We start from the raw sequence: 26,610 nt of genomic DNA on the forward strand, positions 1-26,610 counted from the left end.
TCTACCTCTACATTATCGTTAATTTTATATTCCTGTTACGGTTTCTTGCGTCAAGCAGTATTTTCATAATTTTATTTGCAAAGGTCCTGCCTTCTTCTTTTACCTCGTCAAAATCGCTAATAATAAACTCCAGATGTTCACTCGTTTCAGCAAGATGATCGTATAATGCGTCCTCATTTAAAATTTCCTTATCCTTAAAGAAATGATTTATATAAAGGAAAAAATCATTTTTATCATTAAACTTTATATCGTCAAGTAAAATAAGCATTTTAAATGTCCTTTCTAGTCAAAAACGATTTTCTTTTTTCCGTTCTTATTTCGGGGATATTCACGGATCCTGACTATATTGTTTATATTTACAATGCTTTCCGTCTTATCCTCTTGCTCCGCCCGAAGCCAACCGTCGCCTATTTCCGTAACGGTACATTCGATAACCGATCCGGTCGCCGTATTGCAGCAAACATAAATAAGACATTCCTGTCCGATAAAACGTGATAACGCTTCTTCAATTTTCATAATAACCCCCTAATTAATATGCATAAGCAATTCAATGCCTCCCGCCTTATGCAATGTACCGATGTCCGTTAAACAGCGGTCATTCTTTTATATTGAAAGACAGGGGGCATTAATTAACACAAATCAGTCTACCAAAACCGGATCAAAGTTTTCTTTCCAAGGAAGTCCCCATTTATTCAAAGCCTCCATAAAAGGATCCGGATCAAATTCTTCAACATTGTAAACTCCAGCTTTTTTCCATTTGCCTGTAAGCACCATCATTGCACCGATCATAGCAGGAACCCCGGTTGTGTATGAAACAGCCTGTGATCCAACCTCCTTATAGCATTCCTGATGATCGCAGACATTGTAAACATAGTAATTAACAGGTTTGCCGTCCTTTTTTCCCTGATAAATACAGCCTATATTTGTTTTTCCGACAGTTCTCGGACCAAGTGAAGCCGGATCCGGCAGGACCGCCTTTAAAAACTGAAGCGGTACAATCTCTCTGCCTTCATACATGATAGGTTCTATTGAAGTCATTCCAACATTTTCAAGACATTTCAAATGTGTAAGGTAGCTCTGTCCGAAGGTCATAAAAAATCTGATTCTTTTTATTCCCTTTATATTTAGAGCAAGAGATTCAAGCTCTTCGTGGTGAAGCAGATACATGTCCTTTTCACCCACCTGATCGAAATTATATACTCTTTTTATTTCCATAGGCTGCGTTTCAATCCATTTGCCGTTCTCAATGTAACTTCCCTTTGCAGAAACCTCTCTTATATTTATTTCGGGATTGAAATTTGTTGCAAAAGGATATCCATGATCTCCACCGTTACAGTCAAGAATATCAATATAATTTATTTCGTCAAAGTAATGTTTCTGAGCATAAGCTGAGAAGACTCCCGTAACTCCCGGATCAAAGCCGCAGCCAAGAACGGCGGTAATGCCCGCCTTTTCAAAGCGTTCCTTATAAGCCCACTGCCATTTGTATTCAAACTTTGCAGTATCCTCAGGTTCGTAGTTCGCTGTATCAAGATAGTCGACCTTGCACTCCAGACAAGCGTCCATAATGTGCAGATCCTGATAAGGCAGTGCAACATTAATAACGATGTCGGGTTTATATTCCTTGATCAGAGCGACCAGCTCAGGAACATTATCAGCGTCAACCTGCGCTGTGGTTATATTGGTTGAGGTCTTATCCTGAAGCTCCTCCTTAAATTTGTCGCACTTAGCCTTTGTACGGCTAGCAATGCAGATGTCTGTAAAAACCTCGCTGTTCTGACAGCACTTGTGAATTACAACTCCTGCAACTCCGCCTGCGCCAATAATTAATGCTCTTGACATATTAAATCAGTCCTCTCATATATAAAATCAAAATTTGTATTCTTTTTCAGCAGCAGTTCCAGTTATATAAAACCTTGCTGAAATCACGCTTTTTCAAGTCATCTCTGTTTATAAAGAAATTTTCTACTACGCAGTCGCCGCACATATTCCTGAAGGTAACGATCCAATCACCCGTATCAACACGATTTGTAAGCCTTCACAGCGTCACCGTATGACCTGACAGCTGCCAAAAACCTATCCTGAATCCTGTTCCAGCCGCCCTGCTTAAGATTATCTCTATCGCTGCAATCGAAATTCATAAACGACTGCATAACCGAAATCATTTGTTCACGCTGTTTCGTTCTTTCACAGATAAACCGCACACCTGAATCGGAGTGCAAGGCGTTTCTGCCTGCCATATTTTCTATCATTAAAATTTTCTGCTGCTTTGAAAGTGTGCTTTCAAGCTTTTCCATATCGTTTAAAAGCCTTGCGGCATTCTCTTCAAAGCGGGTGCTTGTGCAGAACGCAACGGCAATTATCCTGTCGTGATATGACCAAAGCCGGTCATCGTCATTGCCATCCAGCTTTTCAAAATATCCGCCGATAATATCCTGCCGCCACTTCTCAAGAGCAGCTTCTCCGATATTCATTTGTTTAAAACGGCTGTAGTTGTCAGGCTCTTCACGACTCATATGAAATCCAAACCCATCAAATCTCTTAAAAAAGGCTTCTGCATCTTTTAAAGAAAAGCTTTTATCTCCACCGGCAATTACACCCATCGTCAAAACCTCCTAGCTGAAAGACATCGCTAAGCCGTTAAATTTCCGTTCAAATCGTGCAGCTTTATTTATAAAACGCCAGAAGTATTTCTCTCAGTATCTTGCAGGCTAACGCCGTCGATCTTCCCGTCTGGTCGTAAACCGGCGAAAGCTCGTTGACATCAAAACCTACAATATTAAGCTTTGAAACCTCTCTTACCGCGTTCAGCAGCTGAGTAAAGCTTACGCCTCCGGCTTCGGGAGTACCTGTTCCGGGAAATTCAGACGGATCCAGAACGTCCAGATCAAGAGTGAAATACACAGGTTCTTGTCCAATTTTTTGTACAGCTTCTTCAAGGGTGCCGAAGTTAAATTTGTTCATGCAGGTATGCTCCTGTGCAAAAACGAATTCATCTCTGTCACCGCTGCGTATTCCGAACTGATAAATATGCCCGTCGCCCACAATATCCCAGCACCTGTGAAGCACACAGGCATGGGACTCTTTTACACCAAGATAATCGTCACGCAGATCGGCGTGCGCGTCAAAATGAACTATATGCAGATTCATGTATTTCTTAGCGGCGGCTCTGACTGCGCCAAGCGTTACAAGATGCTCTCCGCCTATCATGCAGGGAATTTTTCCGTCGTTTAAAATTTCTTCAGTACATTCTTCAATATCATTAAGCGCCTGAGAGGGATCTCCGAAAGGCAGCTCCAGATCTCCGCTGTCGAACACATTTATATCAAGCAGATCCTTATCCTGATAAGGCGAATAGGTTTCTATTCCGAAGCTTTCGTTTCTCATTGCAGAGGAAGCGAATCTTGTACCCGGTCTGAATGAGGTAGTACTGTCATAGGGCGCTCCGAAAAGCACGATCCTTGCATCCTCATATTCGCAGTCACAGCCTATAAAAGTATAAACGTTTTTATTCATCTGCCAATATCTCCTTTACATAGTTTGGCAGGGCAAAACAGCCTTTATGCAGATCTGTATTGTAATACTTTGTTTTCAGTCCTAAACTTTCCCATCTATCAGCCTGTAAGTCATATACTGGGTGCAGATTTTTTGCGGCAAAACCGAAAAGCCAGTGACCTGACGGATAAGTGGGTATATGCGACTGATAAACCATGCTTACAGGAAAAGCGCTTCCGATTCTCTTATGAGTTCTTTTTACCATATCAACGTAGCTGTCGTAATAAGTGCTTTCATGCTGATTTATAAGAATACCGCAGTCGGTGAGCGCTTTAAAGCAGTTGCCGTAAAACTCTTTTGTAAACAATCCCTCTCCCGGTCCGAAAGGATCGGTTGAATCTACAATTATAAGGTCATATTCACCGCTCTTTCTTCTTACAAATTTCAGTCCGTCCTCAATATATAAATTTACTCGGGGATCATTGAATTTACAGGCTGTCTGCGGAAGATATTCCTTGCATACCTCCACGACCTGTCCGTCTATTTCGACCATGTCTATATTTTCAATTGTATCGTATCTTGTAAGTTCGCGTATCGTACCGCCGTCGCCCGCCCCTATTACCAGAACATTTCTGATATCGGGATTGACCGCCATAGGAACATGAGTAACCATTTCATGATATATATACTCGTCCTTTTCAGTAAGCATTATGAAGCCGTCAAGCACAAGCACTCTGCCGAACTCAAATGTATCAAGAATATCTATCTGCTGATAATAGCTTTTTGCAGAATACAGCTGTTTTTTTACCTTGATTGTAAAATTAACGTCGTCCGTGTGCTTTTCGGTAAACCATAGCTCCATTATATTTCCGCCTTTCTACACAACAATATTTATATAATTTATCTCCATATCCTCTGTACCAGTCATAAAGCAGCCCTTCTCCTTGCAGTAGGCGATATAATCGAGGATTTCAGCAGTGATCCTTTCGCCCGGAGCAAGTATCGGTATACCGGGAGGATAGCACATTACAAATTCCCCGCAGATCATACCGCAGGATTCCTTGATAGGAACAGATCTCTTATTGCTGTAAAAGGCCTGCTGAGGTGCAAGAACGACCGTAGGATTAATATATTCGTGGTCGAACATTCCGGACGGGTCTTTTCCGTAAAGCCGTTTTATCTCAGAAAGTGCTGAGATAAAACGTTCAATTTCAAGCTCCCTGTCTCCCGCTGAAACTATTGCAAGTATATTGCCTATATCACCGAATTCTATCTGAATATCGTAGTCGTCCCTAAGAATATCGTATACCTCTACTCCGGCAAGACCCATGGCACGGGTATGGACCGAAAGCTTTGTTTTATCAAAGGCATATATATCGTCATTATTTACAAGCTCTTCTCCGAACGCATAGTATCCGCCTATCTTATTTATTTCTTCTCTTGCATAGGACGCATAATCAACGGTTTTTCTGAACATTTCTCTGCCGTTTAGAGAAAGATTCTTTCTTGCAAGGTCAAGCGAGACCATAAGAAGATATGAACCGCTGGTAGTCTGTGTAAGATTTATGACCTGCCTTACATAGCCCTCGGATACGTTATTATTGCACAGCAAAAAGGAGGACTGTGTAAGAGAGCCTCCTGTTTTGTGTATGCTTACCGCCGCCATATCCGCACCCGCTTTCATTGCGGAACAAGGCAGACCATCTCCGAAATAAAAATGAGTTCCGTGAGCCTCGTCGGCAAGCACCAGCATATTATTTGAATGAGCCAGCTCTACTATCCGTTCTATATCAGAGCATATTCCGTAATAGGTCGGATTATTGACAAGCACGGCCTTTGCGTCCGGGTTCTGCCTTATTGCCTTTTCAACATCTTCAACAGACATACCGAGTGGAATTCCCAGCCTTTTGTTTGTGCCGGGATTTACATAAACAGGTATTGCTCCGCATACGACCAGAGCATTGATCGCGCTTCTGTGTACGTTTCTGGGCATAATTATCTTATCTCCCGCTTTACAGGAGGAAAATATCATAGCCTGAACCGCCGCAGTAGTTCCGTTTACAATGAAAAAAGTATGCTTTGCCCCGAAAGCTTCGCTTGCAAGCTCCTCAGCTTCCTTTATAACAGAAACCGGATGACACAGATTGTCAAGCGGCTTCATAGAATTCACATCTGACTTTAAACAGTTTTCGCCTAAAAAGCTTCTCAGCTCCTTATTCATACGTCCGCCCTTATGTCCCGGAACGTCAAGCCTTACGACCCTGTTTTTAAGGTGCTTCTGCAAAGCTTCGTAAATCGGAGCGTTATTTTGAGTAAGTTCCAATTTTCCAGTTTCCTTTCCTGAGAAGCCGGAAGCTTCAAGCATAATAGATCCTGCAAATCAGCTCCCTGCTCCTGACATAAACAAAACTAATAGATATTCATACCGCTGAATATCTCTATCATTTCACGTCTGAGACTGTCGGTTATATCAAGTCTTTGCTTGGGAGAAAGCTCGTAGACGTCCTTTTTGAAAAGATAATTCTGAAGCTCTATATCCTTTATAAGCAGCTTTGTATGAAAAATATTCGACTGATATACGTTTACGTCTATAGCGTCGTATTTGTTCAGCGTATTCTTATCTATATACTCCTGTATAGAATTGATCTTATGATCAATAAAAAACTTCTTGCCGAGAACGTCGCGCGTAAATCCCCTTACTCTGTAATCTATAGTAATAATATCGGAGTCAAAGCTTCCTATAAGATAGTTAAGCGCATTCAAAGGAGAGATCGTTCCGCAGGTCGAAACGTCAATATCAACTCTGAAGGTAGATATTGAATTGTCAGGGTGATATTCAGGAAATGTGTGAACTGTAACATGACTTTTATCAAGATGAGCATGAACCGTCTTATGCTCGGCAGTATAGTGGCCCATATTGCAGGAAATATCTATCGAGTCCTCGTCAAGCTCCTTCTCGGCAATAAGAACATTGACCGAAGCGCCCTGCGGCTCATAGTCCTGCTTTGATATATTAAGTATCCGCGCTCCTATCATTTCCGTTACGTCGCACAGAATCTTTGTCAGACGCTCTGAATTATACTGCTCGTCAATATAGGCAATATAATCCTTCTGCTCTCTCTCGCTTTTAGCATAGCAAACATCATAGATGTTAAAGCTAAGGGTCTTTGTAAGGTTATTGAACCCGTACAGAGTAAGCTTCTGCTCCAACCCTAACATCCCTTCCTTTCAGATAATACTCTGCTTTACAGCACGGCGGATAATTGTACCGCACTTGAAAACAGCTATCAATATACAGTGTCATTATAACACATATTTATTCAGTTGTATATAGTTTTTTATATAATTTTTCAGATTTTTCAGAATAAGAGGCAGACTGCTCCGTTTAATTAAATTCTATATCCTTCTATATTGAAACCGCAGTCGCTTTATGGTAAAATTAATTCAGAAGATCACTTACATAATAAATAAACAAAGGATTAATCAGCTATGAAGCTCGACCGCCTTATAGGCATTTTATCAATATTATTACAGCAGGACAAAATAACCGCCAACCAGCTTGCAGATAAATTCGAGGTATCCTGCCGTACGATCCTGCGTGACATTGACGATATAAGCAAGTCGGGAATCCCAATCGTTACATCACAGGGTCAGGGCGGCGGTATCTCCATTATGGACGGCTACAAAATCGACCGCACTCTGCTTTCATCAGCTGAAATGAAAGCGATCTTTGCAGGACTGAAAAGCCTTGACAGCGTTAGCGGAACAAACCGCTACCGTCAGCTTATGGATAAGCTTTCCGTAAGCAGCGCTATAAATGCCGATGATCACATAATAATCGACCTTGCTGCGTGGAATAAAAACGCTGTGTCATCAAAGATTGAGCTTATTAAAGACGCAATTGAACAGTACAGGCTTATTACGTTCAGATATTATTCTCCCGAACGCACCGAGCAGCGAAGTATCGAGCCTTACCGCTTGGTTTTTCAGTGGTCAAGCTGGTATGTGTGGGGATTTTGCAGCAAGCGGCAGGACTACCGTATGTTTAAGCTTACAAGAATGACAGAGCTTAAATGTACAGACGAAACCTTTTCACAGCGGGAAATTCCCGAATACAAATGTGATAAGCTGCGACATACAAAGGGTGAAATATCCGCAGCGGTGAAATTCGACAAGTCGGTGAAATGGCGTATCGTTGACGAATTCGGCACAGAAAATTTTAACGAGGACGAAAACGGAAACATTATTATTACTTTCACTTGGTCTGATAAACCGTCGTTCTATTCATATATTTTAGGCTTTCGTGAATATGCAGAGATAATTTCACCGCCTGAGTTCAGAACGGAATTTGCGGAGCTGCTGAAAAATATTTCTGACAAATATCAAACCTGACATACTGCTGTCATATTTGCTGTGATATAATTGCCGTATCAAATATGAAACGAGGTAATTATTATGAATTATGAAATTGTAACCTTAGCAGAAAAAACTGTCGTTGGTTTTTCGGCACGTACAAACAACACTTCTCCCGACATGGAACAGGTTATAGGAAACCTGTGGAAGAAATTTTATTCCGAAGAGGGCTACCCTGCTATTTCCAAAAAGACAGGCAGCAAGTCTATGGGTATCTATACAGATTACGCCTCAAACGAAACCGGCGATTATACTGTCATGGTTGCCTGTGAAGCAGAGAGCAATACTACCGACAGCTTTGATGTGTGCAAAATACCTTTTGGCAGATATGCAAAATTTATCGTCAAAGGTAATATGCTGACTGCTGTTCAAAAGTTTTGGCAGGAGCTATGGAAAATGGACTTGGATCGTTCCTTTATATGTGATTTTGAAGAATATCAGAACAGCGACTGTGAAAATGCAGAAATACATATTTATATAGGATTAAAGTAATATGGATAGTATTTATAGCTTGTGGAACAAACTCGGCAGTCACGGCGTTATGGTTTTAGCAGCCTGTGCGGAAAACAGTGTTACTTCAAGAGCAATTAGCGTGGTTGTCATTGACGGAAAGCTTTACTGCCAAACGGACGAGCGTTATCTTAAATGTCAGCAGATCAAGGCAAACCCAAATATATCCTTGTGTGTAAATAATTTTTCACTAGAGGGGAATTGCCGAATTATAGGAAAACCTTATGACAATGAATTCTTCATCACTGCAATGAAGCGGTATTTCCCCGACGCTGTTTTACGCTGGTCTAAGCTGCCAATGAATGTGTGCTTGAAATTACACCGAGGCTTGTAACGTCTTGGATTTACGAGGATGATAAGCCGTATACAGAGCAGTGGGACTTTGAAAATCATACATACAGGAGAGATGAACAATGAAACGTGAGCTTGGAATTGCAAGATGTGGTCTTGCCTGCTGCCTATGCTCAGAAAATGAGCATTGCGGCGGCTGTAACTCGGGTGAATGTCCCGACAATGATCGGTGTGAAAACAGAAAATGTTCTTTGGAGAAAGAAATTTTACATTGCTATGAGTGTGATGATACAGACTGCCGAAAAGGACTTTTAGGCAAAATAAAGCCTTTGGCATTTACAAAATTCGCAAGGAAATACGGCGAAGAACATCTGCTGGACTGCCTTGAACGAAACGAGAAAAAAGGTGTCGTTTATCACCGCAGCGGAATAAACGGCGATTACGATGATTTTAAAGATATTTCTGCACTTATGAATTTTATTGAAAAGGGGTGAAAATAATGGACAAGCTTGATTACAAAAAAGAATACAAGGACCTATACCGACCTAAGACAAAGCCGTCGATCATAGACGTTCCGGAAATGCTTTATATAGCTGTTAACGGCGAGGGTGACCCGAATATCTGCAAAGAATACAGAGAGGCTCTGAATATACTGTACGCTCTATCATACAGCATTAAAATGTCAAAAATGAACGGTACGCAGCCTGAAGGATATTTCGAGTATGTCATACCGCCGCTTGAGGGACTTTGGTATGCAAACGGAGTTGCCTTTGACGGTCTGAACGTTACTGATAAATCGAAATTCAAATGGATCTCAATGATACGACAGCCGGAATTTGTGACTGAGGAGGTATTTGAAGCCGCAAAAACAGCATTGCAAAAGAAAAAACCTGAGCTTGATCTGTCAAAGGCTAGGCTTATAAAAATGAAAGAGGGATTATGCGTTCAGATAATGCACAAGGGTTCATATGATGATGAGCCTGAAAGCATAGAACGTATGAAACGCTTTGCTGAAGAAAACGGATATTCTGAGGATCTTTCAGAGCAGCGTCTGCACCATGAGATCTATCTTTCCGACCCGAGAAGATGTGCGGCTGAAAAACTGAAAACGGTTATCAGGCATCCGATAAAGGAAAAAAGGTACTAGAACATATCTGATTTGTCGTTTGATGAAGCGATTGCAGTTATGAATTTCTTTTAAGCTATAATAGAAAACAGGAATACAAAAGCGCCGGATCTATATTAACCCGGCGCTTTAATCTTTTTTTCTTTTCCTTAGCCTGAACACTGACTGCTGAATTTCTGCTTTACCTTTGAAACCTTATTCTGCTCTGCCTGTTCGGTAGGATACCAGCCTTTAGCTGTCATTTTATCGTAAATCTGATCCTGCATATTAAGCGCGCTGCCCAAAGCTGTATTAAACGTCTGATGAACGTTTGAAGTAGTAGACTCTATCGTTCCGTGCATAAGCAGATCGCATACTCCTTTTTCAAGCAAAAGAATATTTTCCATTAAATTTTTATCGTCCATTATAATTTCCTCCTCTGATTATGAAAGCAAGCTGTAAAAGCTCTGAAAAAGCTGCTGATGCTTCTGAGCCATCATTTCTATACAGGATTTAAGTTCAGGATCCTGAATCTGAGCAGCGGTTTCCTTGCACTTAGACATAAAGTATTTTTCATGGCCTAGCGCGTCTTCGATATACAATAATTCTTTAGTTGTCATGATCTATGACCTCCTTAAAATTTTCTGGTAATATTATGTGTAACCGAAAGCCTCTTATACCTTGTTTTCAGAAAAAACTCTAATAAGCATTTCATTGCACAAAAAAAGCTTTTCTATAACTAAACGAAGTTACAGAAAAGCTTTTGTTATGATCAAATTATAATTATTATTCGTAAAGCGGATACTTGTCGCAGATTGATTTTACAACGGCTCTTATCTCGTCAGCCTTATTGTCAAAATCAGCAGCGGTAAGATAAATACACTCTGCGATCTTATCCATATCTTCTTCAACAAGTCCCCTTGTAGTAACCGCAGGAGTTCCGATTCTTACACCGCTGGTTACAAACGGACTCTGAGGATCATTAGGGATAGCATTCTTGTTTACTGTTATATAAACTTCGTCAAGCTTTTTCTCAAGCTCTTTTCCCGTAATATTAAACGGCTGAAGATCCACAAGCATAAGATGATTGTCAGAGCCGCCCGAAACAAGATTAAAGCCTCTGCTTACAAGACCTTTTGCAAGAGCCTGTGCGTTCTTTACTACCTGCTCCGCATAGGCCTTGAATTCAGGTTTGAGCGCCTCTCCGAAGCATACCGCCTTCGCCGCAATAACGTGCATAAGAGGTCCTCCCTGAGTTCCCGGGAAAATCGCCTTATTAAATTTCTTTGCAAGTTCCTCGTTATTTGTAAGGATCATACCGCCCCTCGGACCTCTTAACGTCTTATGAGTAGTAGTAGTTACAACATCGGCATACGGAATAGGAGAAGGATGCTGACCTCCTGCTACAAGTCCTGCAATATGAGCCATATCTACCATGAACATTGCGCCTGTGCTTTTAGCTATATTTGAAATTCTCTCAAAGTCTATAACTCTGGGATAGGCTGAAGCTCCGGCAACTATAAGCTTAGGCTTATGCTCCTTTGCAAGCTTTTCAAGCTCGTCATAGTCAAGATAACCGTTTTCGTCAAGTCCATAGGATACAAAATTATAATTTTTTCCCGACATATTTACCGGAGAACCATGAGTAAGATGACCTCCGTGAGCAAGGCTCATACCGAGAATAGTATCCCCGGTTTCGCATAAAGCAAAATATACGGCAAGGTTAGCCTGAGCTCCCGAATGAGGCTGAACATTTGCAAACTTGCAGCCGAAAAGCTTACAGGCTCTTTCGATCGCAATATTTTCAACAACGTCGACACATTCACAGCCGCCGTAGTATCTTTTTCCCGGGTAACCCTCGGCATACTTATTCGTAAGCGCCGAGCCCATTGCCGCCATAACAGCAGGCGAAACAATATTTTCACTTGCTATAAGCTCAAGATTTCTTCTCTGACGAGCCAGCTCAGAATTCATAGCCTCTCCGACTTCCTTATCGAAGTCCTCTACAAAACCGATAGTGTCCATTATTTTCATAATCATTCTCCCAACATTTTATATTCAGACCTGCTTCAGCCCGTCATAAGCGGCGCCTGAATGCAAGCTATAATATTAATTATAACTCATAAACTCGGAAATGGCAATAGTTTTTTATATAAAAATAAAAAAGCGGAATGAAATATATCATTCCGCCTGAACTATTCCTTATGCCTGAAGATAGGACTTGACCAATGCCTGTAAAAGCTCATCTCTGTCAATGTGACGGATCAAGCTTCTGGCGTTGTTGTATGTGGTTATGTATGTCGGATCCTCTGAAAGAATATAACCTACTATCTGATTGATAGGATTATAGCCCTTTTCCTTTAGGGCGTCATAAATAATCGTCAGAGTTTTTTTCAGTTCGGTCTCTTTATCCCTTACAACTGAAAATTCCATAGTTTGTTCGTGCATAAGCTCAACTCCTTCACACAGATTTGTACACTTAACATTCTACATATACTATTATAACCCATTACTTAAAAAATAACAAGTGCTTTTATGAAATTTATTCAATTTGCATAAACTTGTTGAATAAATTTCTATGCCGCAGAAATGCAAAATCCCTGCGGCATAGTAATAATAAAAATCTATCTCCTCTGAACGCCTATCTCTTCAAGAGCTTTTACGATCCTGCTCATTGCCTTGTCAGCCTGCTCGTCGGTAAGAGTACCCTCATGAGAACGCATTGAAAGTGAATAAGAAACCGACTTCTTTCCCGCTTCGATCTGTTCTCCGGTATAAACGTCGAAAAGCGATACTTTTTCAAGTATAGCGCCTGCTGCTGACCGGATCGCCTTTTCTATTTCTGCAACAGGCAGCTCAGCTCCGCAGACAGCTGAAATATCCCTTGTTATCGCAGGAAATTTAGGAAGAGGCCTGTATGTTTTTTCAGAAGACGCTTTAAGCATAAGCTCGCTGATATTTATCTTTCCTGCAAATGCTCTCGTATCTATGCCGTAGTTTTCAAGAACATCAGGATGAAGCTCTCCGAATATACCAACTTCCTCTCCTCCGACCGTTATAACTGCGGCTCTTCCCGGATGAAAAGCGGTATATTCGTCAAAAGCCGAAGCTTTACCGGCTCTTGTTATTTCATATTCCTTTACGCCGGCTTTTTCAAGAACTCCCTCTGCGATACCTTTAAGATTATAGAAATCAAAATCTGATCCCGTATCATAAACTCCAAATCCAAGTCTGAGCAGCTCGGAGGGAAGCGTTTCACCGTCAACCGGAATATATTCGTTACCCATTTCAAAAATATAGCACTCCGGATTCCTATAGCTGTAGTTTCTTGCAAGCACCTCGCATACCGACGGTATGACCGTAGTTCTCATTACGCTTGTATCTTCGCCCAGAGGATTTGAAATAACTACTGTATTCCTCAGCTTTGAATCAGGTTCAAGCTTTATCTTATCGAAATACTTCGGAGAAATAAATGAGAATGTAGTTACCTCGTTAAGACCCATCGCCATTACAGCGCTGCTGACTGCCCTTTCAAAATTCTGCTTCGGGGTTCTCTTAGCCTGAGCCACGCCTCTGATAATAGTTCCTGGAATATTATTGTAGCCGTACAGCCTTGCAATTTCCTCCGCAATATCCGCCTTGCATTCTATGTCGATCCTGTACCACGGAGCGACCGCCCTTCCGTTTTCAATTTTGAAGCCGAGCTTTGTCAGGTATTCCTTCATATCGCTTTCGGATATATCGGTTCCTAAAAATGCATTGATCCAATCCGGATCAAATTCAACTGATCTGGGAGTTTCGTCCTGATAATTTTCATCAATTACAGTTTTTATAACCTCGCCTGCGCCAAGCTCCTCTACCAGCTGACAGGCTCTCATCAAAGCCTCATAACACTCGTGAGGATCAAGACCCTTTTCATATCTTGCGGAAGCGTCGGTTCTCATTCCAAGCTTTTTAGCTGTAGTTCTTACCGAAGCTCCGTCGAAGCAGGCCGACTCAAAAACTACCGTTTGAGTATCATCCATAATACCGCTGTACTCTCCGCCCATAACTCCGGCTACTGCTACCGGCTTAACAGCGTCAGCGATTACCAGCATCTCCTCGGATAGCTCCCTTTCGATACCGTCAAGAGTAGTTATTTTCTCTCCCGCCGCCGCATTTCTTACATTTATCTCTCCGCCCTCGACATATCTCAGATCAAAAGCATGCATGGGTCTGCCGTATTCAAGCATTACAAAGTTCGTTATATCAACAAAGTTGTTGATAGGTCTTACTCCGCTTGCACGAAGCCTTTCTCTCATCCAACGGGGAGACGGCTCTATTTTTACATTCTTGACCACAGCTCCCATATACCTCTGACAGAGCCGGGTATTGTGTATTTTTACTTTCAGATAATCGCCGATATTACCTTCAATACCTTTGAATCCAGGTTCTTTAACGTTAAGCGGAGCATTGAAGGTTGCGTGAGCCTCCCTTGCAAGTCCGATAACAGACAGACAATCCGGACGGTTTGAGGTGATTTCAAACTCAACCTTTGTATCGTTAAAGCCTATAGCTTCCTTGATATCCATACCTACAGTTGTATTGCAGTCCTCACCGAGTATAAAAATTCCGTCCTCAATAGCGTAAGGAAAGTCATGAACAGTTAATCCCAGTTCTCCGAGAGAGCAAAGCATACCGTTTGACGCTACCCCTCTGAGTTTGCCCTTTGTGATCTTTACAGGCTTTCCTTCGTGAAGCACTGTGGATTTATGCTTTGCAACAGGAACATAATCGCCTTTTTTTACATTCTGAGCGCCGGTAACGATCTGTACAGGCACTTCTTCCCCAACGTCTATCTGACAGGTATACATATGATCAGAGTCGGGGTGACGTTCGATCTCAAGTACCCTTCCTACTACTACGTTAGAAAGATAATCGCCCTCCCTGCCATAGCATTCAACCTTTGAACCGGACATAGTCATACCGGCAATAAAATCCTTTATATCACAGCCGCAGTCAACATAATCTGCAAGCCATCTCATTGATAGATCCATATTCTAACCTCCTATTTTATCAGAACTGCTCCAAAAATCTCATATCGTTTTCATACAGCAGACGCATATCGTTAATACTGTATCTTCCCATTGTAATTCTTTCAAGACCCATGCCGAAAGCAAATCCACTGTATATCTCCGGATCTATTCCGCAGCCTTCAAGAACTTTAGGGTGGACCATTCCCGCTCCGAGAAGCTCTACCCAGCCCTCCTGCTTGCACATTGAACATCCTTCTCCGTGACAGTTGAAGCACATCAAATCGACCTCTGCGGACGGCTCGGTATAAGGGAAATGGTGAGGACGAAGCCTTATCTTCGCTTCATCACCGTAAAGACGTTTCATAAGCAGCTCAAGAGTACCCTTGAGATCAGCCATTGTAACGCCCTTGTCTATAACTAATCCCTCTATCTGATGGAACAGCGGCGAATGAGTGGCATCAACAGCGTCTGAACGGTAAACTCTTCCCGGTGATATTATCCTTATAGGCGGCTTGATTTTTTCCATAGTTCTTATCTGTACGCTGGAGGTCTGCGTTCTGAGAAGCACGTTCTCATTTATATAGAACGTATCCTGAGTATCCCTTGCAGGATGATGCTTAGGCATATTAAGCGCTTCAAAGCAGTAATGATCCGTTTCGACCTCGGGACCCTCCACTATATCAAAGCCCATGCCGAGAAAAACGTCCTCAACCTCCGCCAAGACTGCATTAAGCGGGTGAGGCCTGCCGATTTTAGGAGCTTTTCCGGGCAGGGTAACGTCAATAGTTTCAGCCGCAAGCTTTTTTTCTGCCATTGCCTCTTTAAGCTGAGCCTGCTTTCCTGCAATTGCACTTTCAATATCCGCTCTTACGGAATTTGCAAGCTGTCCGATAACCGGTCTTTCTTCCGCTGAAAGCTTTCCCATCTGTTTCAATATTGCCGTTATCTCGCCTTTTTTGCCGAGAAATTTGACTCTTAGCTCTTCAAGCAGCTTAGGGTCAGAAACCTTTGACAGCTCTTCCTTTGCACGGGCTTCAATATTTTTCAACTGTTCTCTCATTATTCTTCCTCCCGAATATTAATAAAAAAAGCCTTATCCCGAGCTAATCAGGACAAGACTGTGCTTGCTTAAACCACCTATTAGTCAGGGAGCAGACACTCCCGCATCTTTAACGCAGAATCCTACGTTTCCGCTTACAATAAAAAACTTCGGCGGAACCACTCGCAAGTGAACTTCAGAATATTCCGATTTAAAACCGCTTTCAGACGCACAAAAGCTGCGGCTTCTCTCTGAAAATCTAACAAATACTCCTACTCTCTTGGTCAATGTGTTTAACAAAATTATAGCACACTTCAATTTGCATTGCAATAGCATTTAACATAAAATTTACATTTACAGACCATGCTTATGAAGCGGATCCCATTTATCGTCCTCGTCCTCTTCATCTTCAATCACATTATACTGCTTCTTAGGGTATTTAATTTGCTCATGCAGATTCTCGATAAGATAAAGCTTAGCTTTTGTATCCTGAAAATCAATTGTGACCTTATTTTCATCAAGCTCCTTTTTAAAGCTTCTTCTTGGCTTATCACAGACGATCTCCGATTCATAATTATCCTTTAAGCAGACCGTAAGCTTTCCCGAAGGTGTCTGAGAAGAGCTTACTATATCATCAAAATATAACGTCATTACAGTATGCCGATCGTTAAGCATACTTCCCTGACAATGCTCTATCCTGTCCTCGTAAATACGGGTATAGCACTTTGTATCCCTAGACATAGCCGAAAACCTGTAGAGAAGATATGCAGTAACGATATTAGCGGCGCCCAGAAGAATTACTATTATTCTTATAACAGCCAAAGAAATAAGCGCTCCCAGCAGAATTATGACCGCTCCCAGAGTAAGGTTTTTATACATATTGCGCCGCATTTTCTTATGCTCTTCTATATCATGAACGGCTTTAAGCTGCCTGCTTTGCCTATCCAGCTTCGGAGGATATTCGTACAAAAGCATATTGATTCTCCTATAAAAACAGGGACTGAAAGCTCAGTCCCTATTTGATTTTTATTATATCTTCTTAGCGTCGTTCTCGCGTATCTCAACACGTCTTATTTTTCCGCTTATAGTCTTCGGAAGATCGTCCACAAATTCTATAATTCTGGGATATTTATATGGAGCGGTGGATTTTTTAACATAGGTCTGAAGCTCTTTTACCAGCTCGCTTCCCGCCCTCTCCCTGTATTCCTTGGTCAGAACTATTGTTGCTTTTACTACCTTTCCTCTTATAGGATCATCTGCTGCGGTTATAGCACATTCAAGAACCGACGGATGCTCCATAAGGATACTTTCGATCTCAAAGGGTCCTATTCGGTAACCGGAAGCCTTAATAAGATCGTCCGTTCTTCCTACATACCAGAAATAACCGTCCTCGTCCATATATGCGGTATCTCCCGTATGATACATTCCGAAACGCCACGCCTTATCGGTTTCAACTGCATTGCGGTAATACTTGATAAACAGACCCTGATGCTTTCCTCTTTCGGCGTAAACTACGATTTCTCCGGTTTCCCCGACTCCTACAGGCTTTCCCTTTCTGTCAACTATCCCTACATTATAAAGAGGAGTCGGCTTACCCATAGAACCGGGTTTAGGCTCTGTTCCGTAAAGATTTCCGATAAGAACCGCTGTTTCCGTCTGACCGAACGCTTCCATAAGCTTCAGTCCGGTATATTCATACCATTTGTTGTAAACCTCGGGGTTAAGCGCCTCGCCGGCAATACAGCTGTATTTAAGAGAAGAAAGATCATAATTTTCAAGACCCTCCTTAATGAAGAACCTGTACATAGTCGGAGGAGCGCAGAAAGAGGTTATCTTATAATCCTGCAGTACCTTCAGAACATTTGCAGGTACAAACCTGTCAAAGTCATATACAAAGGTAGTTGCTCCGCAGGCAAACTGACCGAACATTTTTCCCCAAGCACATTTTGCCCAGCCGCTTTCAGATACTGTGAGATGAAGCGAACCGTCATCAAGATGATGCCAGTGCTTAGCCGTAATAATATGCGCTGCGGCCAAAGAATGCCTGTGAAGTACCATTTTGGGATAGCCGGTAGTTCCGGAGCTGAAATACATAAGCATAGGTTCTTCTGTCCGAGTTTCCATTCTTTCAAAAGCCTTAGGGTATTTTTCCATTTCCTCCAGAAAGTTTATCCATCCGTTCGCCTCGCCGTGAGTTATGAACTTTTGCTTCATTCCGCCGTACTCTTCAAGAGCTGCATCTACCTCGGCAGGAACATCATCTTCGGCGGTAGCAACGATGTAGCTGATTTCAGCTGCATCAAAGCGGTATATATAGTCCTTCTTTTTAAGCTGACAGGTAGCCGGTACAAGTATCGCTCCGAGCTTAATGAGGCCGTAGGCAAGAAACCAGAATTCGTAATGTCTTTTAAGCACAGCCATAACCATATCGCCCTTTTTCACGCCGTAAGCCAGCATCATATTGGCAACCTGACTGCTCTTTTCCGAAAGCTCCTTGAAGGTAAATTTATGCTCTTCTCCGTTTTCGTTTACCCAATGAATCGCAAGCCTGTCCGGCTCGGCGGCTGCGATCTCATCTATGACATCATAGGAAAAGTTGAAGTTTTCCTTTAAGTTCAGCTCAAATTTCAGTAATCTTCCGTTCTCGTCAAGCTCCTCGTTGACAAACCTTTTGTAAAAATCCTTCATTAAAAAAACGTCCTCCATCTGATGTTTATAATATAACGGCGCGTCTGAAAAAACTTTCCGTAATTAAACGGCGTTTCAGCTGTTTGCGGATATATTATTTAAAATGTCTGCCGGCTGGTGCGCTATGTAATCAGCTCCGGCGTTAACAAGCTCGCCGGTTCCTCTGAACCCCCAGGCGCAGCCTATAGACCTGATCCCGCAGTTTTTGGCGGTCATGATGTCTACATCAGAATCCCCCGCCATTATACATCGGTCTTTAGGAATGCCCGATTTTCTGATAATCGCTTCCAGTATCTCCGGGTCAGGCTTTGCGGGTACACTTTCAGTTTTTCCCTGAATATAGTCAAATACATTCCTGTCAAACAGCGAATCCACTATAAAATGTACAAATTTATCTGTTTTGTTTGAAGCCACGGCACACTTTACACCCATTGCCCTAAGGTTTTCAAGCAGCGGAAGGATACCGTCATACGGCTTTGTTTTATTGATACAGCATTTCTCATATCTCTCAGCAAAGGCTGAATGAAGACGTATTATTTCATCACTGCTTCTTCTGTCCTGAGGCAATGCTCTTTCGCAAAGTTTAAGCGTTCCGTTTCCCACAAAATAATAATACTCACTGACATTATGGACAGGATATCCGAATCGGGTAAGCGCCCCGTTTACAGCGTCCGCCAGATCGTATATTGAATTGATCAGCGTTCCGTCCAAGTCAAAAATAACCAATAACTTCATCTTAATTGTTACCTATCATTCAGAAATCTATACACATGACTGTTTTTTATACACTTGTCAAAAAATCTACGCATAATATGATAGCACATAATTATTGCTTATTTATGAACATTTTCTTAGGGCAATTATTAAATCATTCCGCAGAATTTTACATAATAACCTTTTAAAAAAACGTATGCTCTATAAAAATCTTTAATCCGATAGCTATAAGTATTATTCCTCCGGCAGTCTCCGCTTTTCTTTTAAGCCTGCCGCCGAAAATCCTTCCTATATAAACTCCCGCAAAGCTTACCGCAAAGGTAACAAAGCAGATCACTGCGCTGGAGCTTACTATATTTACCGATAACGCCGCAAAACTCACTCCTACAGCAAGCGCATCGATACTTGTAGCAAGTCCCTGTACCAGCATCACAGGCAAGGTCAGTTCCGTTATCCTGTCCTCACACTCCCTAGATTTAAGGCTGTCGGCTATCATTTTTCCCCCTATAAAGCCGAGCAGTATCAAGGCTATCCAATGATCAAAAGCTGATATCCATTTCTCAAAGCCTCTGCCGAGAGCATAGCCTATTGCTGGCATTGCACCCTGAAAAAGTCCGAAGCATATCCCGCACCAAAGCGAATGAGCGAACCCCGGTCTTTTTACGCACATTCCGTTAGTTACCGAAACCGCAAATGCGTCCATTGACAAACCCAAAGCGACAAAAATAATTTCATATAGATCCATATTATCAAGCCTTTCCTCTTAAGCCGCTTTAGTTATTTAACAGCAGCAGCCTTATGCGCAAAACACACATAAGGCTGCCGAATAAAGCAGCTTCTTAATCCTCAAGTCTGGATTCAAGAAGGCCGGAATATTTATTTCTGAATTCTTCAAATCTGCTCTCGTCAAGCGCGTCACGTATCTTTTCCATAAGGGTATTATAAAAATAAAGATTATGCATTACTGCAAGCCTTCCGGCAAGCTGCTCATTCGCCTTAAAAAGATGACGTATATACGCTCTTGAAAAGCTGCGGCAGACAGGACATCCGCACTCCGTATCAAGAGGACGTTCATCAAGCTCATACCGCTTGTTATTTGCGTGCATAATACCGTTCCAGGTGAATATAGTTCCGTGTCTTGCGTTACGGCTTGGCATTACGCAGTCAAAAAAATCAACTCCCCTGTAAACCGCTTCAATTATGTTTGCGGGTGTTCCCACTCCCATAAGATACCTCGGCTTATCCTTCGGCATAAACGGTTCGACCTGCTCTATTACATGATACATGGCTTCAGTAGGCTCGCCTACCGCAAGACCGCCGATCGCATAACCGTCAAGCTCAAGCTCCCGTATCGCTTTCATATGCTCGATACGAAGATCGTCGAAGGTGCAGCCCTGATTTATTCCGAAAAGCAGCTGATTTTTATTTATAGTAGAATCGAGAGAATTCAGACGCTTCAATTCATCGCGGCATCTTACGAGCCATCTTGTGGTGCGCTCGCAGGACGCCTTGGAATATTCATAAGCAGCGGGATTTTCAACGCATTCGTCAAACGCCATTGCTATAGTTGAAGCAAGGTGCGACTGGATCTGCATACTTTCCTCCGGGCCCATGAAAATCTTTCTTCCGTCGACATGAGAATTGAAATATACGCCTTCCTCTTTAATTCTACGCAGCTTGGCCAGAGAAAATACCTGAAATCCTCCGCTGTCGGTAAGAATCGGCTTATGCCAGTTCATAAACTTATGCAGACCGCCCATTTTATAAATAATATCATCACCCGGACGTACATGAAGGTGATAGGTATTGCATAGTTCCACCTGACATTTCAGCTCGTCCGCCAGATCTACCGATGAAATTCCGCCCTTGATTGCCGCCGATGTTCCGACGTTCATAAATACAGGCGTCTGAATAGTTCCGTGTACGGTTTTAAATTCTCCTCTTCTTGCTCTTCCCTCTTGCTTCAGTAAAGTATACATTTATTTCTCCTCAGAATACAGATTTTTATCCTCAAATTTTTCATAGTACCCTATCAGCTCTCCGTTTTCATCACGGATCGCAGCCGTATAAACATCGTTGTTTCCGCCGCGCAGTGTGCTGTGGACCTCAAATATCTTATTTACACTTTTATCCTCTCTCATTGCTGCAATATTACGGCGTATCAGCTCAGCCGAATTCGGATTATGACAATCTAAAAGACTTCTTCCCACAAGTCCTGCCCCTCCTGCACTTTCATACCTCTTAACTGCCGCAGGATTCATATAAATGATCTCATGCTCCAGATTGCAAATAACCACCGGCTGTTCATTGCCGTCTGTTATGCCTTTAAAAAACGAACTTAACTCCATATTACTCATCAAACCCTTCCAAACATTTTGCAGGTATCCAGCCAACTTCGCCTGATTCCTTGGTGATTCTTGCATAGCCGTCCGAGCTTTCAGCATAATAAACATACTCTCCCTTGCTCACCGGCGGAAAAGCGGAAAGAAAATCCCAAATTTGTTTAGTACCCTTTATATCATAAACCTTGCTTTTCGGAATATATCCCGTTTTGCCTGTTTTATTATCACGTACAAAAGCTAATCCGTTATCAATACTGAGAACTTCAATATCCTGATCAGACCAATTTGTATAAACAGGTGAAAATTCCGAATCATAATCCGCAATGACCTCAGCTTTTTTAAAGAAAGTATCCCACACCACATCATAGCTGTAATCCCTGCCGTTTTTATTAATAATAAGCGCATTAAGCTGGCAAGCACGCTTGATTGTCAATCCGCCGTCGATGTCTATAATCTTTTTTTCATAGTTAAATATCGGCAGATTAGTGCAATTGCTCGCTTCAAAATTATAAGTAGGGAAATGACCCACTACAAGCCATTTATCCGTGGGATTTTCCATATTCAAAAACCACGGTACAGTAATCGCATAATCATTATCGGCGTTTTCCCAGTCGGGACGATTTTCAAGACCTGCATGAACAAAAATATGCTCCTGTGTTTCAATAGCGATAGGGCGGCTGTTCATAAAATCAAGCTCGGCTTTGTATTTTTTATATACAGCCGCTCTTATATCAAGCCAGTTTTCCTCACTGCACCAATCAAACCCAAAACTATTCGCCATCTGATTATATGTTGTACCTTCCCAATAAAACTTCTCCTGAAATCTTTTATATGGATAGGTAAACGCCATTCTTATTACGCCCGTATCGTTGTTTCCAAGCAGGCAATAAACCCGATCGTTTTTGCAAAGCTCCATAACCGTGCGGATCGTGCTGAGATTATTATCCCCATGCTCAAGAATATCGCCGACTATGATAAGATAATCCTCACCCGGCTTATATTCAGCCTTTATTAAAACATCTTTAAGCAGATGATCGCAGGTGTGAATATCGCTTACGGCAAGAATCCTGCATTTCTCAGGAAGCTCAAGCCTTATGATAGGTTTCATTCGCGTTCTCCGTTCTGTAATATTGTATCAAAGCTATTATATCATAACAATAAAATAAAATCAACTTACAGCAAGAAAAAAGGACGGGAAAACCGTCCAAACTAATAATGATCATATATCAAAATTATTATTTATAACAGCAGTTAAAGCCGCTGAATTCCGCCGAATTGTGACCAACGCTGTATAACCCAAGCATAGTTCCGGTAAATCCGCCCGAAACCTCGCTGGAAAGATATTTCGTACTTCCGCTTCCGAGATAAATCTCAGTGCCGTCTGCCAAGACGTAAAAATTATATCTGAAATTATCCGCCCTTACTATCAGCTTAGCTGTCTCGGAAGAGATACCGACTGCTTTCTGTATATGCTTTATGCCGCCTATATTAAGCTTGAGAACCGCTTCATAGCTGCCGCTGTTTTCTTTAAGCACAATATCGTAATGCTCGTCCTCGCACATATAGCAGGTCACCCCAGCTTCACCAGAATCAAGATTGACATTTACAGAAAGCTCAAACTCAAAATCCCGCTGTCTGAGCGCGATAAACGTCGGTGAATCGGCTTCTTCAAGCGTTATTTCACAGCCGTGAAGCACCGCTCTGTCATTATGCAGCTCATAGCTGCTGAAATCGGGACGGCGGAGAAAACACCAGTCTATATCCCAAGAAGTATTTTCAAAGGTATATACCTTCTTTTCTGTCTGAGAAAAATCTCCCTTTATCTCATATTCGTATTCTGCTGTTCCGTCTTTTCCGGCAGTAAACCAACCGTCTGATCCGAACTTTACAGGTATCAGAAAAACCTCTCTTCCGAGATTGTGATACGGCATCCACATATGTATCTGACGAAAGCCAAGACTCAAAATATGCCATTCTCCGTATTTATCCTGAATAAGATCGCCATGTCCTATACCCTGAATAAGGTACGGCGCTTTATTGCGGTTTGTCAGCACCGGATTACTCGGACAGCCTGTAAATTCTCCCCATACCGAATCCGCACGGGCGCAGGTTATCATATGGCCATACTCGGTTCCTCCCTCCGCCGCCATAAGATAGTACATTCCGTTTATCTTGTAAAGATGAGGGCTTTCAAGATAACGCCCTCCGGAACCCTGCCAGATACATTTGCTCGGAGTCAGCTTTTCACCTGTTTCAATATTTATTTCGCACTGAACAACTCCGCCGATACCGTTATCATCGCTGCCGTTGCTCATAAAATATGCTTTTCCGTTTTCAAAGAAAAGCGACGGATCTATTCCGCCCTGATCGACGTAAACCGGATCGGACCACTCACCGTATATATCGTCTGTATATACATAAAAATTCTGGTGTGTAGTATCATTTGTCGTAACCATATAGAAGCGTCCGTTGTTATAACGGATAGTAGGCGCAAAAACTCCACCGGAACTGTTTATTTTATCGAGCATGACCTGATTCTCTCTGGTCAGTACATAGCCTATCTGCGTCCAGTTTACGAGATCGCCGCTTTCAAAAAGAGGTACTCCGGGAAAATACTGAAACGAACTGCATACCATATAGTATTTCCCGTTGGCAGAGCATACGCTGGGATCCGGATAAAAGCCTTTTACAACCGGATTTATATATTTCATAAACAAAACCTCCGACAAAATATCTTAATATCTTATGTACAAGTATATACTACAACATCTTATTACGCAAGATTTTTATTTGTTTATTATGGACGTTTATTAATCTTGGGAATAATATTAATAATTGTCCTGTTTCGGCAAACAAAGTTCTTGTTAAATCATAGTTAAGCGGTTATAATTTTATCAGCGAGAAAATAAATCGGAGGTGTTTTATGATACTAAAAAATGCGCCTATGGGCTGGAACAGCTGGGATTGCTACGGAGCGTCAGTAACAGAGGAAATTGTAAGAAAGAATGCCGAGTTTATGGCAAAGTACTTAAAACAATACGGCTGGGAATATATTGTCGTTGATATTCAATGGTACGAACCAAGAGCGGCATCGCACGAATATAATCCCTTCAGCGAACTTTGCATGGACGAATATTCCCGACTTATTCCCGCCCCTAACCGCTTTCCGTCATCAGAAGGCGGAAAAGGCTTTGCACCGCTTGCCGAATACATACATTCGCTTGGTCTGAAATTTGGTATACATATAATGAGAGGAATACCTCGTCAGGCAGTACACAGAAACACTAAGATCAGAGATACGTCCAAAACTGCAAGGCAGATAGCCAAAACCTCAAGTATATGCAGTTGGAATACGGATATGTACGGCGTAGATCCCGAAAAAGACGGCGCTGAGGAATATTACCGCAGTCTGTTTGAGCTATATTCAGACTGGGGAGTGGATCTCATAAAATGCGACGACATTGCAAGAGAACTTCCGCAAGAGGAACGCGAGCTGAAAATGCTGAGCAAATGTCTTAGAAGCTGCGGACGTGAAATGGTCTTAAGCCTTTCGCCCGGACCCGCGCCTCTTGAAAAAGCCGAGCTTTTCAAGGAGGTGTCGGATATGTGGCGAATAACCGACGATTTCTGGGATAACTGGCAGTCGCTCTACAATATGTTTGAGCGTACAGAAAAGTGGTGCACGCACTGCGGAGCAGGCAGTTGGCCCGACGCAGATATGCTTCCTATCGGTCCGATCAAGCAGGATTACGACAGAGCTATAAGAACCGAATTTACCCGCAATGAGCAGCTCACAATGCTTACACTGTGGTCAATTTTCCGCTCCCCGCTTATGATAGGCGGAGATATGACCGGCTTTGACGATTTTACAATAAGTCTTGTCACAAATAAAAGTATTCTTAAAATGCATCGGGATTCCCGCCACTCACATCAGGTATGGAGAAAGAAGATATGCGGAAACGAATATATTCTATGGACCTCAGTAAGCTGTAATGGAGGACAGTACGCCGCAGTTTTCAATGTCGGAGAAAAAAGCGGAGAAATAGAAATACCGCTAACCGATCTGGAGATATATACCCCTGTAAATTCAGCCGAACTCTGGAGCGGCGAAAAATCTACAGCCGAAAAGGTTCTGAAAGTTTCGCTTGACTGCCACGGCGCAAAGGCTTTCTTATTAAAAAAGCAGTAAAAGTATATGATAAGAGCCTTGAATATTATAAATAAAAAGTATTGATTTAAGCACAGCCGAACGTGTCAGCTTCTTTAAATAAAGAAAGAAGTAACCGTTTGGGCTGTTTATTTTCTTACAGTATCGGATAACGGCATATAAAAAAGTGCTGCTCTATTATCACACTACCTTTTCAATAACGCCCTTATCCATTTCATGAACAGTATCACACAGCACAGAAATATCCTCCGCCGAATGTGAACAGATAAGAATAGTTTTTCCCTGTTCCTTGTATGAAAGCAGGTACTCTCTCATTTCCTTTACTCCGTCCTTGTCAAGACCGTTAAACGGTTCGTCAAGAATAAGGATCTTCGGATTTTCCATTATCGCCTGTGCAAGTCCAAGACGCTGGCGCATACCGAGAGAATATTTGCGGACATGACGCTTCAGCTTAGGGTCTAATCCTACCTGCTCCATTGATTTTTGTATTTCCTCCCTGCCTATTTTATTATTAAGTCCTGCAAGAAGCTTCAGATTTTTATAGCCGCTGTAATAGGGTATAAATCCCGGCGTTTCAATAATGATCCCCATGTTTTTTGGAAAGTCGACATCTCTGCCGACCCTCTTTCCGTCGACAATTATCTCACCGCTCGTCGGCTTTATAAATCCGCAGACGCATTTCATAAGCATTGTTTTTCCCGAACCGTTTCTTCCTATCAATCCATGGATCTTACCCTCTGAGAATGATACGGTTATGTCCTTTAAAATATGGGTTTTTGATAGTGTGAGATTAAGGCTTTTAATATCTATAATGTCCATTTTGTTACCCT

At 42.1% G+C, this 26,610-nt stretch carries 30 protein-coding genes and 1 pseudogene; 6 read left to right on the top strand and 25 right to left on the bottom strand.

What is annotated here, in order from left to right; translation table 11 throughout:
• Window positions 1–7: 7 nt before the first annotated feature.
• The 9 genes and pseudogenes from ACYQ0H_RS02835 to speD form a co-directional block, all read right to left on the bottom strand.
• A complete protein-coding gene (locus ACYQ0H_RS02835) occupies window positions 8–268 on the bottom strand; it encodes a hypothetical protein (RefSeq protein ID WP_459811330.1) in 261 nt (86 codons plus the stop codon).
• Window positions 269–282: 14 nt separating this feature from the next.
• Window positions 283–516, bottom strand: coding sequence for a hypothetical protein (locus tag ACYQ0H_RS02840; protein WP_459811331.1), 234 nt, complete (start codon window positions 514–516; stop codon window positions 283–285).
• A 123-nt stretch (window positions 517–639) separates the two neighbouring features.
• Window positions 640–1,842, bottom strand: coding sequence for a saccharopine dehydrogenase family protein (locus tag ACYQ0H_RS02845; RefSeq protein ID WP_459811332.1), 1,203 nt, complete (start codon window positions 1,840–1,842; stop codon window positions 640–642).
• A gap of 46 nt (window positions 1,843–1,888) precedes the next feature.
• Window positions 1,889–1,987: pseudogene (locus ACYQ0H_RS02850) on the bottom strand (DUF1963 domain-containing protein); the annotation flags it as partial.
• Window positions 1,988–2,018: 31 nt separating this feature from the next.
• Window positions 2,019–2,603, bottom strand: coding sequence for a hypothetical protein (locus tag ACYQ0H_RS02855; RefSeq protein ID WP_459811333.1), 585 nt, complete (start codon window positions 2,601–2,603; stop codon window positions 2,019–2,021).
• Window positions 2,604–2,667: 64 nt separating this feature from the next.
• Window positions 2,668–3,516: an agmatinase gene (gene speB, locus ACYQ0H_RS02860; RefSeq protein ID WP_459811334.1), complete on the bottom strand. Its 849-nt coding sequence runs from the start codon at window positions 3,514–3,516 to the stop codon at window positions 2,668–2,670.
• Complete coding sequence (gene speE, locus ACYQ0H_RS02865) at window positions 3,509–4,357, bottom strand: polyamine aminopropyltransferase (RefSeq protein WP_459811335.1); 849 nt, start codon at window positions 4,355–4,357, stop codon at window positions 3,509–3,511. Before speE ends, speB begins: the two co-directional genes overlap by 8 nt.
• 15 nt (window positions 4,358–4,372) lie before the next feature.
• Window positions 4,373–5,860, bottom strand: coding sequence for an aminotransferase class I/II-fold pyridoxal phosphate-dependent enzyme (locus ACYQ0H_RS02870; protein ID WP_459811336.1), 1,488 nt, complete (start codon window positions 5,858–5,860; stop codon window positions 4,373–4,375).
• Window positions 5,861–5,904: 44 nt separating this feature from the next.
• Complete coding sequence (gene speD / locus ACYQ0H_RS02875; RefSeq protein ID WP_459811337.1) at window positions 5,905–6,714, bottom strand: adenosylmethionine decarboxylase; 810 nt, start codon at window positions 6,712–6,714, stop codon at window positions 5,905–5,907.
• 270 nt (window positions 6,715–6,984) lie between these two features.
• Here speD and ACYQ0H_RS02880 point away from each other — a divergent pair, with 270 nt between their 5' ends.
• The 5 genes from ACYQ0H_RS02880 to ACYQ0H_RS02900 all read left to right on the top strand — a co-directional run bounded on the left by ACYQ0H_RS02880 (window position 6,985) and on the right by ACYQ0H_RS02900 (window position 9,856).
• Window positions 6,985–7,887 carry a helix-turn-helix transcriptional regulator gene (locus ACYQ0H_RS02880; protein WP_459811338.1) on the top strand — a complete coding sequence of 301 codons (903 nt, stop codon included), beginning with the start codon at window positions 6,985–6,987 and terminating at the stop codon, window positions 7,885–7,887.
• Between the two features lie 63 nt (window positions 7,888–7,950).
• The gene (locus ACYQ0H_RS02885) at window positions 7,951–8,400 is read left to right on the top strand and encodes a GyrI-like domain-containing protein (RefSeq protein WP_459811339.1); all 450 of its coding nucleotides are present in this window, start codon (window positions 7,951–7,953) and stop codon (window positions 8,398–8,400) included.
• 1 nt (window position 8,401) lies between these two features.
• On the top strand, window positions 8,402–8,752 hold the full coding sequence (locus tag ACYQ0H_RS02890; RefSeq protein ID WP_459811340.1) for a pyridoxamine 5'-phosphate oxidase family protein: 351 nt from the start codon (window positions 8,402–8,404) through the stop codon (window positions 8,750–8,752).
• A 79-nt stretch (window positions 8,753–8,831) separates the two neighbouring features.
• On the top strand, window positions 8,832–9,203 hold the full coding sequence (locus ACYQ0H_RS02895; protein WP_459811341.1) for a DUF3795 domain-containing protein: 372 nt from the start codon (window positions 8,832–8,834) through the stop codon (window positions 9,201–9,203).
• Between the two features lie 5 nt (window positions 9,204–9,208).
• Entirely contained in the window at window positions 9,209–9,856 is a 648-nt protein-coding gene (locus ACYQ0H_RS02900; protein WP_459811342.1) for a GyrI-like domain-containing protein, read from the top strand.
• A gap of 128 nt (window positions 9,857–9,984) precedes the next feature.
• Here the strand turns inward: ACYQ0H_RS02900 and ACYQ0H_RS02905 are convergent, their stop codons facing one another.
• From ACYQ0H_RS02905 to ACYQ0H_RS02975, 15 genes are all read right to left on the bottom strand, one after another.
• Window positions 9,985–10,239: a spore coat protein gene (locus tag ACYQ0H_RS02905; RefSeq protein ID WP_459811343.1), complete on the bottom strand. Its 255-nt coding sequence runs from the start codon at window positions 10,237–10,239 to the stop codon at window positions 9,985–9,987.
• Between the two features lie 18 nt (window positions 10,240–10,257).
• A complete protein-coding gene (locus ACYQ0H_RS02910) occupies window positions 10,258–10,434 on the bottom strand; it encodes a hypothetical protein (RefSeq protein ID WP_459811344.1) in 177 nt (58 codons plus the stop codon).
• Between the two features lie 166 nt (window positions 10,435–10,600).
• Complete coding sequence (glyA, locus tag ACYQ0H_RS02915; protein ID WP_459811345.1) at window positions 10,601–11,848, bottom strand: serine hydroxymethyltransferase; 1,248 nt, start codon at window positions 11,846–11,848, stop codon at window positions 10,601–10,603.
• Window positions 11,849–12,016: 168 nt separating this feature from the next.
• Window positions 12,017–12,262, bottom strand: coding sequence for an IreB family regulatory phosphoprotein (locus ACYQ0H_RS02920; protein ID WP_459811346.1), 246 nt, complete (start codon window positions 12,260–12,262; stop codon window positions 12,017–12,019).
• Window positions 12,263–12,438: 176 nt separating this feature from the next.
• Window positions 12,439–14,850 carry a phenylalanine--tRNA ligase subunit beta gene (gene pheT / locus ACYQ0H_RS02925; protein ID WP_459811347.1) on the bottom strand — a complete coding sequence of 804 codons (2,412 nt, stop codon included), beginning with the start codon at window positions 14,848–14,850 and terminating at the stop codon, window positions 12,439–12,441.
• A 19-nt stretch (window positions 14,851–14,869) separates the two neighbouring features.
• A complete protein-coding gene (gene pheS / locus ACYQ0H_RS02930) occupies window positions 14,870–15,889 on the bottom strand; it encodes a phenylalanine--tRNA ligase subunit alpha (RefSeq protein ID WP_459811348.1) in 1,020 nt (339 codons plus the stop codon).
• Between the two features lie 84 nt (window positions 15,890–15,973).
• Window positions 15,974–16,168, bottom strand: a complete 195-nt coding sequence (locus ACYQ0H_RS02935) for a hypothetical protein (RefSeq protein ID WP_459811349.1) — start codon at window positions 16,166–16,168, stop codon at window positions 15,974–15,976.
• 54 nt (window positions 16,169–16,222) lie between these two features.
• Window positions 16,223–16,843, bottom strand: coding sequence for a hypothetical protein (locus ACYQ0H_RS02940; RefSeq protein ID WP_459811350.1), 621 nt, complete (start codon window positions 16,841–16,843; stop codon window positions 16,223–16,225).
• 54 nt (window positions 16,844–16,897) lie between these two features.
• The gene (locus ACYQ0H_RS02945; protein ID WP_459811351.1) at window positions 16,898–18,556 is read right to left on the bottom strand and encodes an AMP-binding protein; all 1,659 of its coding nucleotides are present in this window, start codon (window positions 18,554–18,556) and stop codon (window positions 16,898–16,900) included.
• 75 nt (window positions 18,557–18,631) lie between these two features.
• Window positions 18,632–19,291, bottom strand: a complete 660-nt coding sequence (locus ACYQ0H_RS02950) for an HAD family hydrolase (RefSeq protein ID WP_459811352.1) — start codon at window positions 19,289–19,291, stop codon at window positions 18,632–18,634.
• 163 nt (window positions 19,292–19,454) lie between these two features.
• A complete protein-coding gene (locus ACYQ0H_RS02955) occupies window positions 19,455–20,015 on the bottom strand; it encodes a manganese efflux pump MntP (RefSeq protein ID WP_459811353.1) in 561 nt (186 codons plus the stop codon).
• A 94-nt stretch (window positions 20,016–20,109) separates the two neighbouring features.
• Window positions 20,110–21,249 carry a tRNA guanosine(34) transglycosylase Tgt gene (gene tgt / locus ACYQ0H_RS02960; protein WP_459811354.1) on the bottom strand — a complete coding sequence of 380 codons (1,140 nt, stop codon included), beginning with the start codon at window positions 21,247–21,249 and terminating at the stop codon, window positions 20,110–20,112.
• Window positions 21,250–21,627, bottom strand: a complete 378-nt coding sequence (locus tag ACYQ0H_RS02965) for a PAS domain-containing protein (protein ID WP_459811355.1) — start codon at window positions 21,625–21,627, stop codon at window positions 21,250–21,252.
• The gene (locus ACYQ0H_RS02970; protein WP_459811356.1) at window positions 21,620–22,720 is read right to left on the bottom strand and encodes a metallophosphoesterase; all 1,101 of its coding nucleotides are present in this window, start codon (window positions 22,718–22,720) and stop codon (window positions 21,620–21,622) included. The genes ACYQ0H_RS02965 and ACYQ0H_RS02970 overlap by 8 nt, the downstream gene beginning before the upstream one ends.
• Window positions 22,721–22,847: 127 nt before the next feature.
• Complete coding sequence (locus ACYQ0H_RS02975; protein ID WP_459811357.1) at window positions 22,848–24,323, bottom strand: glycoside hydrolase family 43 protein; 1,476 nt, start codon at window positions 24,321–24,323, stop codon at window positions 22,848–22,850.
• A gap of 212 nt (window positions 24,324–24,535) precedes the next feature.
• On the opposite strand from ACYQ0H_RS02975, the gene ACYQ0H_RS02980 reads away from it, so the two are divergent.
• A complete protein-coding gene (locus tag ACYQ0H_RS02980; RefSeq protein ID WP_459811358.1) occupies window positions 24,536–25,801 on the top strand; it encodes a glycoside hydrolase family 27 protein in 1,266 nt (421 codons plus the stop codon).
• Between the two features lie 159 nt (window positions 25,802–25,960).
• Here the strand turns inward: ACYQ0H_RS02980 and ACYQ0H_RS02985 are convergent, their stop codons facing one another.
• Window positions 25,961–26,599: an ABC transporter ATP-binding protein gene (locus tag ACYQ0H_RS02985; protein WP_459811359.1), complete on the bottom strand. Its 639-nt coding sequence runs from the start codon at window positions 26,597–26,599 to the stop codon at window positions 25,961–25,963.
• Window positions 26,600–26,610: the final 11 nt, after the last annotated feature.

It is taken from the genome of Hominimerdicola intestinalis, assembly GCF_054655215.1.

Bases quoted from the DNA above. Each gene is read 5' to 3' on its own strand.
- ACYQ0H_RS02835 (WP_459811330.1), bottom strand. From the start codon at position 268: ATGCTTATTTTACTTGACGATATAAAGTTTAATGATAAAAATGATTTT.
- ACYQ0H_RS02840 (WP_459811331.1), bottom strand. From the start codon at position 516: ATGAAAATTGAAGAAGCGTTATCACGTTTTATCGGACAGGAATGTCTT.
- ACYQ0H_RS02845 (WP_459811332.1), bottom strand. From the start codon at position 1,842: ATGTCAAGAGCATTAATTATTGGCGCAGGCGGAGTTGCAGGAGTTGTA.
- ACYQ0H_RS02855 (WP_459811333.1), bottom strand. From the start codon at position 2,603: ATGGGTGTAATTGCCGGTGGAGATAAAAGCTTTTCTTTAAAAGATGCA.
- speB (WP_459811334.1), bottom strand. From the start codon at position 3,516: ATGAATAAAAACGTTTATACTTTTATAGGCTGTGACTGCGAATATGAG.
- speE (WP_459811335.1), bottom strand. From the start codon at position 4,357: ATGGAGCTATGGTTTACCGAAAAGCACACGGACGACGTTAATTTTACA.
- ACYQ0H_RS02870 (WP_459811336.1), bottom strand. From the start codon at position 5,860: ATGCTTGAAGCTTCCGGCTTCTCAGGAAAGGAAACTGGAAAATTGGAA.
- speD (WP_459811337.1), bottom strand. From the start codon at position 6,714: ATGTTAGGGTTGGAGCAGAAGCTTACTCTGTACGGGTTCAATAACCTT.
- ACYQ0H_RS02880 (WP_459811338.1), top strand. From the start codon at position 6,985: ATGAAGCTCGACCGCCTTATAGGCATTTTATCAATATTATTACAGCAG.
- ACYQ0H_RS02885 (WP_459811339.1), top strand. From the start codon at position 7,951: ATGAATTATGAAATTGTAACCTTAGCAGAAAAAACTGTCGTTGGTTTT.
- ACYQ0H_RS02890 (WP_459811340.1), top strand. From the start codon at position 8,402: ATGGATAGTATTTATAGCTTGTGGAACAAACTCGGCAGTCACGGCGTT.
- ACYQ0H_RS02895 (WP_459811341.1), top strand. From the start codon at position 8,832: ATGAAACGTGAGCTTGGAATTGCAAGATGTGGTCTTGCCTGCTGCCTA.
- ACYQ0H_RS02900 (WP_459811342.1), top strand. From the start codon at position 9,209: ATGGACAAGCTTGATTACAAAAAAGAATACAAGGACCTATACCGACCT.
- ACYQ0H_RS02905 (WP_459811343.1), bottom strand. From the start codon at position 10,239: ATGGACGATAAAAATTTAATGGAAAATATTCTTTTGCTTGAAAAAGGA.
- ACYQ0H_RS02910 (WP_459811344.1), bottom strand. From the start codon at position 10,434: ATGACAACTAAAGAATTATTGTATATCGAAGACGCGCTAGGCCATGAA.
- glyA (WP_459811345.1), bottom strand. From the start codon at position 11,848: ATGAAAATAATGGACACTATCGGTTTTGTAGAGGACTTCGATAAGGAA.
- ACYQ0H_RS02920 (WP_459811346.1), bottom strand. From the start codon at position 12,262: ATGCACGAACAAACTATGGAATTTTCAGTTGTAAGGGATAAAGAGACC.
- pheT (WP_459811347.1), bottom strand. From the start codon at position 14,850: ATGGATCTATCAATGAGATGGCTTGCAGATTATGTTGACTGCGGCTGT.
- pheS (WP_459811348.1), bottom strand. From the start codon at position 15,889: ATGAGAGAACAGTTGAAAAATATTGAAGCCCGTGCAAAGGAAGAGCTG.
- ACYQ0H_RS02940 (WP_459811350.1), bottom strand. From the start codon at position 16,843: ATGCTTTTGTACGAATATCCTCCGAAGCTGGATAGGCAAAGCAGGCAG.
- ACYQ0H_RS02945 (WP_459811351.1), bottom strand. From the start codon at position 18,556: ATGAAGGATTTTTACAAAAGGTTTGTCAACGAGGAGCTTGACGAGAAC.
- ACYQ0H_RS02950 (WP_459811352.1), bottom strand. From the start codon at position 19,291: ATGAAGTTATTGGTTATTTTTGACTTGGACGGAACGCTGATCAATTCA.
- ACYQ0H_RS02955 (WP_459811353.1), bottom strand. From the start codon at position 20,015: ATGGATCTATATGAAATTATTTTTGTCGCTTTGGGTTTGTCAATGGAC.
- tgt (WP_459811354.1), bottom strand. From the start codon at position 21,249: ATGTATACTTTACTGAAGCAAGAGGGAAGAGCAAGAAGAGGAGAATTT.
- ACYQ0H_RS02965 (WP_459811355.1), bottom strand. From the start codon at position 21,627: ATGAGTAATATGGAGTTAAGTTCGTTTTTTAAAGGCATAACAGACGGC.
- ACYQ0H_RS02970 (WP_459811356.1), bottom strand. From the start codon at position 22,720: ATGAAACCTATCATAAGGCTTGAGCTTCCTGAGAAATGCAGGATTCTT.
- ACYQ0H_RS02975 (WP_459811357.1), bottom strand. From the start codon at position 24,323: ATGAAATATATAAATCCGGTTGTAAAAGGCTTTTATCCGGATCCCAGC.
- ACYQ0H_RS02980 (WP_459811358.1), top strand. From the start codon at position 24,536: ATGATACTAAAAAATGCGCCTATGGGCTGGAACAGCTGGGATTGCTAC.
- ACYQ0H_RS02985 (WP_459811359.1), bottom strand. From the start codon at position 26,599: ATGGACATTATAGATATTAAAAGCCTTAATCTCACACTATCAAAAACC.